This is a genomic window from Variovorax sp. Soil_C_12 (assembly GCF_057657375.1).
In genome coordinates, this window is sequence record NZ_JBDGIO010000008.1 from 21,525 (window position 1) to 33,767 (window position 12,243).

General features: G+C 59.6%; 11 protein-coding genes. 2 read left to right on the top strand and 9 right to left on the bottom strand.

Annotated elements, in window-relative coordinates; genetic code table 11:
- The first annotated feature begins 1 nt into the window (after nt 1).
- Both AC3A6X_RS21490 and AC3A6X_RS21495 read left to right on the top strand, forming a co-directional pair.
- On the top strand, nt 2–1,984 hold the full coding sequence (locus AC3A6X_RS21490; protein ID WP_487844116.1) for an O-linked N-acetylglucosamine transferase, SPINDLY family protein: 1,983 nt from the start codon (nt 2–4) through the stop codon (nt 1,982–1,984).
- 30 nt (nt 1,985–2,014) lie between these two features.
- A complete protein-coding gene (locus AC3A6X_RS21495; RefSeq protein ID WP_487844117.1) occupies nt 2,015–3,121 on the top strand; it encodes a DegT/DnrJ/EryC1/StrS family aminotransferase in 1,107 nt (368 codons plus the stop codon).
- 17 nt (nt 3,122–3,138) lie between these two features.
- Here AC3A6X_RS21495 and AC3A6X_RS21500 read toward each other — a convergent pair whose 3' ends face one another.
- The 9 genes from AC3A6X_RS21500 to AC3A6X_RS21540 form a co-directional block, all read right to left on the bottom strand.
- Nucleotides 3,139–4,251 carry an aromatic ring-hydroxylating oxygenase subunit alpha gene (locus AC3A6X_RS21500; protein WP_487844118.1) on the bottom strand — a complete coding sequence of 371 codons (1,113 nt, stop codon included), beginning with the start codon at nt 4,249–4,251 and terminating at the stop codon, nt 3,139–3,141.
- Between the two features lie 27 nt (nt 4,252–4,278).
- Nucleotides 4,279–5,436 (bottom strand): FkbM family methyltransferase, encoded by a 1,158-nt coding sequence (locus AC3A6X_RS21505; RefSeq protein WP_487844119.1) that lies wholly within the window; start codon nt 5,434–5,436, stop codon nt 4,279–4,281.
- 42 nt (nt 5,437–5,478) lie between these two features.
- Entirely contained in the window at nt 5,479–6,123 is a 645-nt protein-coding gene (locus AC3A6X_RS21510; RefSeq protein WP_487844120.1) for an acetyltransferase, read from the bottom strand.
- A gap of 7 nt (nt 6,124–6,130) precedes the next feature.
- Nucleotides 6,131–6,889 carry an SDR family NAD(P)-dependent oxidoreductase gene (locus tag AC3A6X_RS21515; protein ID WP_487844121.1) on the bottom strand — a complete coding sequence of 253 codons (759 nt, stop codon included), beginning with the start codon at nt 6,887–6,889 and terminating at the stop codon, nt 6,131–6,133.
- A gap of 3 nt (nt 6,890–6,892) precedes the next feature.
- A complete protein-coding gene (locus AC3A6X_RS21520; protein ID WP_487844122.1) occupies nt 6,893–7,930 on the bottom strand; it encodes a ketoacyl-ACP synthase III in 1,038 nt (345 codons plus the stop codon).
- Between the two features lie 6 nt (nt 7,931–7,936).
- The gene (locus AC3A6X_RS21525; protein ID WP_487844123.1) at nt 7,937–8,188 is read right to left on the bottom strand and encodes an acyl carrier protein; all 252 of its coding nucleotides are present in this window, start codon (nt 8,186–8,188) and stop codon (nt 7,937–7,939) included.
- Between the two features lie 213 nt (nt 8,189–8,401).
- Entirely contained in the window at nt 8,402–8,920 is a 519-nt protein-coding gene (locus tag AC3A6X_RS21530) for a pilin (RefSeq protein WP_487844124.1), read from the bottom strand.
- Nucleotides 8,921–9,124: 204 nt separating this feature from the next.
- The gene (locus tag AC3A6X_RS21535; RefSeq protein ID WP_487844125.1) at nt 9,125–9,934 is read right to left on the bottom strand and encodes an MBL fold metallo-hydrolase; all 810 of its coding nucleotides are present in this window, start codon (nt 9,932–9,934) and stop codon (nt 9,125–9,127) included.
- A gap of 18 nt (nt 9,935–9,952) precedes the next feature.
- On the bottom strand, nt 9,953–12,214 hold the full coding sequence (locus tag AC3A6X_RS21540; protein ID WP_487844126.1) for a CHASE2 domain-containing protein: 2,262 nt from the start codon (nt 12,212–12,214) through the stop codon (nt 9,953–9,955).
- Nucleotides 12,215–12,243: the final 29 nt, after the last annotated feature.

Consider the following 12,243-nt stretch of genomic DNA (forward strand, 5'->3'; position numbering starts at 1 on the left):
CATGCTCAGCTCGGTCATCAACTATCTGAGAAAAAGACGAGCCACCGTCAGCGGCAACATCTCACCGCCTTCACGTCCAGTTCAACCCTCGACCGCGGTACCAATTGACGCGGCGGCCCTTCGCTCCCAGGGAAACGCCGCGGTACGAGATCAGAAATTCGCAGAGGCAGCCGACCTCTACAAGAAATCGATTGCGGCCGACGCAACCCACCCATCCGGACACATCGGCCTTGGCTTCGCTCTTGTGCAGCTTGGACAATTTGAAGCCGCCATCGGCGCGCTAAGGACCGCTGTCGCACTTGACCCACAAAGCGCAGACGCCTTTTATATGCTGGGGAAGGCTCATGCCGAGTTGGGTGCGATCGACGCAGCAGAGACGGCATGGACCACCGCCCACGCTCTTGCACCGGGCCTCGAAGAGATCTACTGTGATTTTTGTCTTTTGTTGTTCAACCAGGGAAAGGCGGATCGAGCACAAGCCCTGATCGAAGAAGGCATCCTCAATTATCCGCAGAATGCCGATTTTCATTTTTATCTGGGCAATCTGTTTGCCGAGCGTGCAGATTACGCTGCAGCCGTAGATGCCTATCAAAGAGCAGTAGCACTGGCCCCTCAGTCCTCGCATTTTCTTTCCAATCTCGGCAATTCCTTGCTGCAGATTGGAAGCATCGATCAAGCTGTCGACTCGATAGGAAAGGCATTTTCGCTGGCACCGGACGAAGCTCCGATTCTCAGTAACTACTTGCTCAGCATCCAGTACAGCACGCGACTTTCAAGGAAGGAGAAATTTGAGGCGCATCTCGAATTCTCTCGCCGATTTGAAGCCCCGTTGAAGGCGAATTGGGGAGGTTACAAAAACGACTTTACGCCACAGAGAAAACTGAAACTTGGATACGTTTCAGGGGATTTTCGCAACCATTCTCTGGCCTTTTTTATTGAGCCGATCATCAAGAATCACGATCGACTGAAATTCGAGATTTATTGCTACTACTCGCATCCTGTTCACGATGAGGTGTCCGAGCGAATCCGGAATCTAGCGGATCACTGGGTCAACTGCAGCGGAGCATCCGATGATGATCTGGCGCAAAAAATTCGCGCCGATCAGATCGACATTCTGATCGATCTTTCTGGTCATACAGGCCGCAATCGCCTGCTCACTTTTGCACGCAAACCAGCGCCCATACAGATGACTTGGTTGGGCTACCAGGCATCGACGGGGCTTAGTGCCGTCGATTTCCGAATCACGGAAGAGTCGCTCGACCCAACCGGCTTCAGTGAGGCCTTCCATTCGGAGAAACTTCTGCGCCTCCCATCGAGCGGTACTTTCAGTCCTTCGCCGGACAGTCCGCCGGTCAATGCACTTCCGGTCTTGCAGGGCAAGCCGTTTACCTTCGGCTGCCTCAACAATCCTTCAAAAATATCGGATGAGATTATTTTCTTGTGGGCTGAAATATTAAGGGGAAATGAAGCTTCGCGGTTGATGATCGGAAATTCGACGCCGGATTTGACCAAAATCATGTCGGCAAAATTTCACGCACGAGGCATTGACTGTGACAGGATCATGTTCCAACCGAAAGTCTCCTTAAGAAAATATCTCGAACTGCATCACCAGATCGATTTGGCATTGGATACATTCCCCTATAACGGGGGGACAACAACCTTTCATTCGCTCTGGATGGGTGTTCCCATTATTGCGTTGCACGGAGATACGGCATTGTCCAAGGTCGGAGCGTCGGTAATGCTGGCGCTTGGCTTTCCCGATTTCTGCGCCGACACTCAGCAAGACTACGTCGAAAGAGCGCTTCACTTTTCAGGTCATCCAGAGAAATTAATTGATGTGCGCCAATCCTTAAGAGAAAAGATGACCTCCCTCACGAATGTTCTGGCCATCCAGGTCACAGCTTCCCTAGAGGACTCGCTACAGAAATGTTGGGCGGAATACTGCCAGAATTCGGAAAACTTGCCGCTCCGGGTCGAGTCGTAAAAACCAGGCGAATGACGGCTCTCGCAACATATGACTCAGCCTATTTACGTCGCGCAACCTCACTTGCCGCCTCTGGACGAGTTTCTTCCCTATTTGGAAGAAATTTGGTCAAGCAAGATCCTGACCAACGGCGGCAAGTTTCACCAGCAACTCGAACAGGCGCTCTGTGACTACCTGGGCGTCAAGCATTTGGCGCTCTTCTCGAACGGGACATTGGGTCTGGTTACCGCGCTGCAGGCATTACGCGTGACGGGTGAAGTCATCACCACGCCCTATTCATTCGTGGCTACCGCGCATTCGCTCCTGTGGAACAGGATCGAACCCGTGTTCGTGGACATCGATCCCCACACGATGAATCTCGATCCATCAAAGATCGAGGCGGCGATTACTCCTCGCACGTCCGCCATCATGCCTGTGCATTGCTATGGCTACCCGTGCGACGTCGAGGCGATTCAAGAAATTGCAGACAAATACAACCTTAAGATCATCTATGACGCAGCCCACGCATTCGGTGTCCGTGATGATGGCGGCAGCGTGCTGCGCCATGGTGATCTTTCGGTGCTGAGCTTTCACGCCACCAAGGTTTTTACTACTTTCGAGGGTGGGGCCATCGTGTGCCCGGATGCCAAGACGAAGCAGCACATCAATCACTTGAAAAACTTTGGCTTCGTGAATGAGACAACAGTGGTCGCCGCCGGCATCAACGGGAAGATGAGTGAAATCAACGCCGCGATTGGCATGCTTCAGTTGCGGCACATCGATGCTGCACTGGCGCAACGTGAACGCGTCGATGCGACCTACCGCCGTGCGCTTGGCGACCTGCCAGGGATTCGCCTTCCGCAAAGGAAGAGCGACCAGGTTTTCAATTACGCATACTTTCCCGTGCTGGTGGAACCGGAGTATCCATTGAGTCGCGATGAGTTGTATCAGAAGCTCAAGGACAACGGCATACACGCACGTCGATACTTTTATCCCTTGATCGCCAGCTTTCCGATGTATCGAAGAATGCCATCAGCGCAAGCCGAGAACCTGCCGGCGGCTACGCTTGCCGCGCAAAAGGTGCTTTGCCTGCCGATCTACCCCGCACTTGCGGCGCAGGATCAGGAGAGAATCGTTCGCCTCGTGCAGGAAGCCTGATCTCTTGACTCGCTGAGTCAGTCGTTGCCAGGCCCGGAGGCCTGTACGTAAGCCTGTTGAAAATGCCGGACCCTGTCCTCGATGCCCTCGCCGAGGACCGCAGGACGCACTGCACACTGAAGTCCCGCTTGGACCTTGCGGCAGATTCCCCCGTCCTCCTCGAACACCTTGCGAGTGAAGGTGTGGCCGTCTGCATAGATGTGTTCCATCATCTTGGCGCCCGCGGCGGTCGCGTTGGCGAATTCGACGCCCGCCGTCCTTGAGTGGACGGTGGTGCAATCAACCGCCGTAGGCTCGAAGCTCTGAATGTGAAAGCTGTAGCCCATGAACGAGGTGACGGTCAGATTCGGAAAGATGAAGTGGTGCGTGTAGTGCTCAAAGCGCCAGGGCCATTGACCGATCTTTGATTCCATGCGAGCGAACCGAGCGATCCATCCCGGGTCGGCAGCGTGCTCCAGATGACTGTGAAGCCGGTCATGGAAGAAGAACCGGGGGGCGCTTTCCGCGCTGTCCATGCCATCGACCTGCATGAAGGTGCGTGAGTGCACCGCCGGCACGTGGTACCCCTCCAGTGAGTTCTCGATGGCCACCTTCCAATTGGCCGCGACGTCCTTGCGGAACTCGTCCTGCATGCTGCACATGCCCTCGCTGGCGCGCAGCAGAAAGGCGTATTGGCTGCCCAGATAGTCGTGCAGGGACGGTCCGTCTTCGGAAAGCCGGACGAAGATGAACTGACCGGCTGCTTCGCACGCGAATTCGGTCAGCCTGAACTGGCGGGGCTCTGCCACCACTTGAGGAAATGCCTGCTTCTGCGGAATGCCCACGGGAACGCCGTCGCGGTCGTAGACCCAGCCGTGATAAGGGCATCGCACCGAGCCGTTGTGCGTGCCGCGCTCGCATAGCAGTGTTTGGCGGTGAGAGCACGCATTCAGAAAGGCGCGAGGCTTTCCCTTACTGTCGCATTGCAGCAGGAGCTTCGTATGGCCGACGTCAACGCCCCGATGCGAAAGCCCTTGTAGTTCCAGTCGCAGGCCGACAAAGACCCAGGCACGCTTGAACAGGCCATTGAGCTCGGCGGCATGGTGGTGTGAATCGACGTATTGCCTCGGCGCAATCAGACCGGTGGACATTTCTTTCTACGCCTTCACTACTCGTAGTCACGCCGCCGCTGCGAGAGGCCGCCAATCTTTTCGTGGCGTTGCATAGAGAATGGTGTCATAGAAATAGCCGAAGTGATGGCGCAAATAAAGAGTGTAGTCAGGCGCCAGTTCGTCGATCGTTTGAGCGATATCTAGCAGGTCTTCCGCGTAGTGGTATGACGCGACCGCCAGGCGCGGTCGATGTTTGGCCAGCAATTGACCGGCACCCTTCAGCGCTTTTGCTTCAAAACCTTCAACATCGAGTTTGATGAAGCTGGCTTGCTCCACCATATCGTCCAGCCGCACGCATTGAATGGTAGACGCACCAGACTCGGAGACGCAGCTACCCATCGTGCCAGTCTGATGAAAACGCAAAACCTCGGTGCGGTCGGAAACAGCCAGTGGGTGCGGCCGGAAGCGCTCCAAAGGCCAAGGAGTCAGAGTTTGAAGTGCGGCAAAATTTTCGGCGTCAGGCTCGAAGGCGTGAATGCTTTCGTATTGCCAGTCGGTGACGGAAAGAAGCTTTTGAACGATCGTGCCCCGGTGCGCACCACAATCAACAAAGTGCTCGCGTTGACCCAGAACAAAGGTGTCCGTTTCCGATGCGATTCCAAAATACTCATCACGCCCACCGATACGTACGTCCTTTATCCATTGACGGTCGTATTCCAGGCGCTGCAGCAGCACGCCATAAAGCGTTTCCCGGCTCTGATCATCCGCCAGTCGCTCCGCAAGGCGCAGCCAATCTTCTGCACGTTCACGGGTGCGTGCGCGATAAAGAGTTACCGCTTGGTACACCGATGGCGCATCGAAACACGCAAGTACTTGCAGCAGATCACGGCGTTCACACCCTGCATGGCCTGCGAGCTGCGTGTAGTACGCCTGGGTATATGGTGTTTGCGAAAAATCGATGGATATGGCGTCAGCAAATTCATTCCTGCGTGCCAGGAAGTCGCCCGATGTAGCAACAGGAACGCCTTCCACGGAGCCATCGCGACAGTAGTCATCCACTGCAAGCACAAAGCGTGCGCCTTTGGCGATCAGGCTCTGCAAATGCATCAGCCCCAAGCTGGAGCGGGGTGCGAACGCTATCAGTGGCCGCTGCCGCAATTGCGCCGGCTCGGGCGGCTCATCGTCGCGAGAGAACGATTCAATCAGTTGCGGGCGAAGACTCATTCGGTCAACTCTCAAAGTTTTGCATGCCATGAAGAAGGTGCCTCAGCGAAAGCTGAACCGCCGCGCCGGATTGCCCAGTACTGTGATGCCCGCTGGAATTCGTCCAATGACCACACTGCCTGGAGCCACCACAGCTCCATCGCCGATCACGGCACGGCTGGTGATGACACTGTTGGGGTGGATGGTCACGAAGTCGCCGATGCGCGCGCCGCCTGCAATCGTGCAGTGACTGTTGATCTGGCACCAGTTGCCGATCTGGGCGTCGTGTCCTATGACCGTGTATTCCTGAATGCAGGTGAATTCACCGATATGGGTGTCCACTGAGATGCCGACTTGGGGGGCAATGATGCAGCCATGGCGCAAGCGGGCATGCCGGCTGACGTTTGCGCGCGGATGCACGACGGTAGCGAAATCTACGTGGTGCGTATCGCGCAGCACCGCCGTGAACTTGAAGCGCATTCGCGGATCGCCGAGCGCCGCCATGAATACCTCGTCGGGCTGCGGGTGGTAGGTGAGCGGATCACCTACGATGCCGACGCTGCGAGGCGTGGCGTCGAGCACGTGGCTTCGGCCGTCAAGGAAGCCCTTGACGTGGAACAGAGGGTTGTCGTCCTCGATGTACCCGAGCACCTCGCGCCCGAAGCCGCCGGCGCCGACGATCAGCAGATTGCGGCGGTTGTCTTGCATTTCTGCCCTAGCTGACCGTCAAACCGCCATCCATGACGATGGTGGTTCCGGTGATCCAGCGGCTCGCGTCAGAAAGCAGGAACACGGCCGCATTGGCCACGTCCTCCGGCTTGCCGAATCCCAGTGGATAGTTCTTTCGCTCTTCCTCCATGGATCCGATCATCGTCGCGGTGGCGTCGAGCAAGGGTGTCTCGACCAACGCGGGAGACAGGCAGTTGGCGCGGATACGCCGCTTCACCACCTCCATGGCCAGGCATCGCATCATCGCGATGAGCGCGGCTTTCGTTCCCGAATAAGCCGCTACGCCGGGTACGCCAATGTGCGCGGCAATGGAGGCAATGAACATGATCGAGCCGTCAGCGGCGATCAGGTTGCGCTTGAGTAGCGCCTGAGTCAGCAGCATGGGGGCGTCGACATTGATGGCCTGCACTTCCTGCAGGTGTTGCTGAGTCAGCATGCGCACCGGCGACAAGCGGGAGATTCCAGCACTGTGAGCCAGCCCGTGAATCGGGCCGCCCAACGACGCGACGAGGGCCTCGCGATCCGAAGCCTGGGTCAAGTCCGCGCGGACTGTGCGGTGCGGTCTGGAAGAGACCGCTTGCAGCGCTTTCTGCGTCCGTTGCAGGCGTTCCTCGTCGCGCCCGACGCCGAGGACCTCTGCACCCATGTGGGCACAGGCCAAGGCGATCGCATACCCAAGGCCAGATGTTGCGCCCGTGACGAGAATGCGCCGATCGGCCAGCGAGAACGGGTTGATCGATTCCATGAATCAGGATTCCAGCAGCGCCGGGAACTTCGCGTTCTCGATGTCCAGGATGCATATGCCCCATGACAAGCCGATGCCGAACCCGCTCAGCAGCACCTTATGCTTCCCGGCGGACAGGGCATCGTTGAGACACACCGTCATTGTCATGGGTAGCGATGCGCCGCTGGTATTGCCGAAATCCTGCAGTGTGGACGGTACCTTTTCCGTGGGCAAGCCCAGCTTCTTGCGGATGGTCTCGTTGATCATCCGGTTGGCCTGGTGGAAAACGAAATAGTCCACCTGCTCCTTGTCGAGGCCCGCATATTCCAAAGCGCGTGTAACCGAGGGCGGAACACGCTGGGTGGAGAAGCTCAACACAGCAGGGCCGTCGAGAATTAATTCATCGGGCCAGTGCAGATCGCCATCTGCATCGCGAGACGGAATTCCGTGATGGTAGGCATAGGGCTCTCGATGTCCACCCACGGGCTTGATGATTGCCTTGTAGCCGGAGCCGTCGCTGTTCAGGTCGAAATACATGGGTGCTGCCTCAGAATCAAATTCCAAAGCTGTGGCAGTTCCTGCGTCGGAAAATAACGGGTCTTTTATATTTGCCGATTTGTCCCCTACCAATAGCAAGCCTTTCTTTATTGTCCCCGCGGCAATCATGCTTCCGAGTAAGTGTATGCCGAAGGGGTAGCCTGAACAACCCAGATTCACATCGAAAGCTATTGTGGCATGCGAGAGCTTCAACCTATCCTGCAGAATGATTGCAGTCGAAGGAATCAGATAGTCGGGTGATTGCGTGATAACAATAAGGGCATCGATTTCATCTCTCTTCCAATCCAATTCGCTCAACAGCTTTTCCGTGGCATCGAACGCCAGATCTGAAAAGCATTGCCAGTCGGGGCAAATGCGCCGATTTTGGATTCCAATATTTCGCACCAACCGTTCACGCTCGGAGCGCTTATTCGGAGCGCAATCTTCCAGATTTGATAAAATTCTCTTCGGGACGCACGAAGTCATGCCGGCAAAACGCACGCTATGGAGTTTGGACAAACCCATAGTCCGTCACCCCAGCAGCTTATAAAGATCGTTGAGGGTCACACAATCTTTCAAATCATCGCCAACAATGGTTTTTTCGTAATCTACATCGAACATAACAATTACACCCAGAGCTGCTAGCGAGTCCCATTCGGGTAAGCTGCGCAGTTCTGTCTCGGGCGTCACTTCCACGGGCTCTTGGAAATCCACGGCAATTAGAAAGTTGTCGATGAACTGCTCAATTGTAGTCGTGTGGCTCGCTGTAGATATGCTTGTCATGATGTTTGGATCTAACTAAGTGTTGGGTCGAGTGACGTTCAGTTGCGCGTATTATCAGTCAAAAATCGCAAAATGGTTCTGCGTGAAATTTAACATCACCTGGCCCGGAATCTGATTGCCTGGAGGCGATAGATAAAACCAAATTGCAGAGGACAAATTTTTAGAATGAACAAAGCCGCCCGAGGGCGGCCTTGTCTTAGAAGTGCAACGAGTTCAGGTGCGGCACTCGGCGGGAGCGTACTTGCCATTCAGCGTGCCTTTCTGGCCGAGAACAGCGGCCGGACTGCCAGCAGACGTGCAAGTCCAGCTGATCGAACCTGCAGTGGGGATGGTGGTCGCAGTGGCGGTGCCGCCAGAGAACACAGCACCAGAAGTCTTGCCACCGTTGATCGGGTTCAGGATGAGTGTCTTGCCGCCGCCATCGATGGAATTATCAAAGGTGATGGTAATGAATCCTGCAGCTTGGTCGATCGTCATGCTGGCCACGTTCTTGGTGGCAGCAGGTGCTGTCCAGCCCGAAGCATAAGGAGCCCCGTTTGCCGCGTTCTCTGCGATGGAGGTCTTTGCTGCGCCTGCCAGCGAAAGGCCTTCCGTGACCTTCGCGCGGACGGTGTAGTCCTGATAAGCCGGCAGCGCCACAGCCGCCAAGATACCAATGATCGCGACAACGATCATCAGTTCGATAAGGGTGAAACCCTTTTGCACGTTACGTGCGATGGAACGACGGTTCATTCAAGAAACTCCTGGTAGGTTGAGGGGCCCGAGGAAGGCCCCCGGTGCGTTCAACCTTCCGCAGCATCCGTGCCATCCCCGTTGCACGTGCTTCGACGCAGTCAAACCGTCTAATAGTTCACGCTCTGCTTACGTCATGTGACATATCCCGTTGCGGATTTGGCACAGTGAGTGACAAATTTTGTCAGTCCCCGACGCTCCGAGTCAGACCTGAAGCACGCCGGCAGCCTCCAGCCACCGAATGTCCCACCCCCGCCCGCCCCCGTGCATCTGCGACCCATCCGCCAGCGCGGCGATCTGGCTCATGATCTCCTCGGTCTCCGCCGGCTTGGTATGCGTGATGTAGATCGGGTAGTCCTTGTCGCCCGCGATGTGCGCCAATTCATCCGCCAGCGTCGCCGGCGACAGATGCAGGCTGCGCTTTGCGAGCGCCTGCTCCCGATTGCTGAAGGCCGTCTCGATCACCAGCATCGCCACATCCAGCTGATTGACCCGCCGCCAGAACGCCGGATTCCGCTCGGTATCCCCGCTGAAAACCCAATGCGGACCGCCCTTGGCGCAGCGCACGGCATACCCACAGGCCGGCACCGTGTGGACAGCCGGCAGCACCTCGATGTTCTTGAGCGCCTGCGTTCCCAGCTGCAACTCCTGCCCGACCACGATGTCGTGGAAGCTCACGAAGGGCGCCTCCAGGCTCGGGATGGTCGAAAAGTCCGGCCAGATCACGTTGTTGAACACATGGGCCCGCAGCGCCTCGATGGTGGCGCGCAAGGCATGCACGCGCAGCGGCTTGTTGCGGCGGCTGGCCACCGCGTCCAGCATCAGCGGGAGGGCGGCCACGTGGTCCAGGTGGGAATGGGTGAGCACCACGTCGTCGATGGCGCCCATTTCGTCGAGGCTCAGGTCGCCCACGCCGGTGCCGGCGTCGACCAGCAAGTCGCTGTCGACCAGGAACGAGGTCGTGCGGCAGTCCTTGGCGATGGCGCCCGAGCACCCCAACACGCGCACCTGCATTTGCGAGACCCTCTATTTCTATTTGCTGTCGAACCGGGTTGCGCCGTCCCAGTCGGGGTCCTTGGCCTGCAACGCCAGCGAGGCTAAACGCTCGGCATACAGCCGGTAAAGGACTTTTTTGGCATCGGCGGCGAGCAGAGGGGTCAGCAGGTCTTGCGCTTGATGCCAATCCTGCGCGCGGTAAGCGTCCAGTGTACGAGCCCAACGCTCAAGCGCCTCATGCGACCCCTCTGCCGCATCGCCCTTACGCCCCAGGGGCGTGAAGATGCGCACCGCCCGCGCCTTGCCCTTGACGCGCACGAGGTCGAGCTCCTGCCAGGCGAATTCCGGGGCCGCGCCTTGCGTGGCGGCACTGGCCACGATCTCGACGCCATAGTGGCTGCCCAGCCCTTCGAGCCGGGAGGCGAGGTTGACCGCATCGCCGACCACGGTGTAACTGCGCCGCACGGCCGAGCCCATGTCGCCGACGCTCATGAGGCCGGTGTTGAGGCCGATGCCCACGCTGATCTCCGCCCGGCCGCTGGCGCGATGCGCGTCGTTGAGCTCCTGCACGGCGGCGTCCATCTGCAGGGCGGCCTCGACGGCCAGGGCCGCATGGCCGGGCGTGTCGACGGGTGCCCCCCAGAAGGCCATGACGCAGTCGCCCATGTACTTGTCGACGGTGCCCCGGTGCTCGCTGATGATCCGGGTCAGGCGGCTGAAGAGGGCGTTCAAGAAAGCCTGCAGCTCGACCGGCTCCATCTGCTCCGACATCTGGGTGAAGCCGCGCATGTCGCAGAACATCACGGTGAGCTCCTTGCTCTGGGCCCGCATGCTGTAGCGCTGGGGGTCGGCGCGCATCTCGTCGACCAGCTGCGGCGGCACGTAGGTGCCGAAGAGGCCGGCCAGGCTCCGGCTGGCGCGCGCCTCGACGAAGTAGCCCCAGCTCATGCTGAACGCGAAGGCGAGCGGCACCATGGCCAGCGCGGCGGCCATCGGCAGCACCAGGCCGGCGCCGAGGTAGAGCCAGCTGTTCAGCCCGACCAACCCGGCCCCGGTGGCCAGGGCCAGCAAGGCCGCGCGCGGCGCCGACAGCAAGGACAGGCCGAAGGCCAGCAGCAGCCCCGCGGCCAGCAGCGTGACCAGCTCATAGCCGGCGGCGTAGTCGGGCACCACGAGCAGCCGCCGGTCCAGCAGGCCGGAGATGATGTTGGCGTGCACTTCCACGCCAGGGAAGACGGCGTCTACAGGTGTGGAACGCAGGTCCTGCAGGCCGGGAGCGGTGGCGCCGACCAGCACCACCTTCCCCTTGAGTTCGCCGGGCGCCAGCGCGCCGTCCAGGACCTGGGCCGCGGCCACGTAGCGGAAGGACCCGCCTCGCGCACCGCCGCGGCCGCGAAAGGGCACCAGCATGCTGGCGCTCGGGTCGACCGGCACCCGCAGGTGCGAGGCGCCCGCGCCGAGCAGCAGGGCTTCCAACGATGGCGATTCGTCCGGGGAGGCGGCCGGCGCAAACACCGGCATGGGGGCCGACGGCGATCCGTCGATGAGGCGATGCACCGCCAGCGCAAGCGAGCCCGGGCGCGCCGCGGTGCCCTCGTAGCGCGCGAGAAGCGGCACCGAGCGCACGACCCCATCCTCGCGCGGGTCGAGCACCACATTGAAGAAGCCGCCCTCCGGCGCGGCGGCCGCCAGCTGCGCGATGTTGGCGCCGAAGCCGTTCCAGCCAGCGACGTCCTCGCTCTCCGGCGGAAAGACCTGGAGCGGCAGCGTCGGCGCCGGCAGCACCCCGGTGGCGCGCGCCTCGGCCGTCTGGGTGAAGTAGTAGCCCAGCGCCACGCGCCGCCCGGCGAGCGCCTTCGCGAACAGGGCGTCGTGGTCGAGACGCGGGGCGAGGCGCTCGATCTCGGCGGCGAACTTCGGGTCGTCGTGCCAGGGGCCGGCGGCCAGTTGCCGCAGAACGGGCAGCCCCGAACTGGTGTCGGGCTCGGCGAAGAGCACGTCGAAACCCAGCACCGCGGCCTGCTGCCGCCCCATCAGTTCGTCCGTGAGGCGCGCCAGCTTGTCGCGGCTCCAGGGCCATTGGCCGAGCTTCTGCAGGCTGGGCTCGTCGATGTCGACGATCACGATGCGGGGGTCGAGCGTGCCCGGCATCGTGGCGCGCAGCCGGGTGTCGTAGATGAACTGGTCCAGCCGAACCAGCAGGGGGAGCCGCCAGACGCCCGCGGCGTGCAGCAGCGCAAGCAGTACGGGCAGCAGGGTGATGGCGATGCGGGCGCCGTGTCGCCGCAGTCCGTTCATTCGGGCGGGCGGGCGCGGCGGCGCTCGCG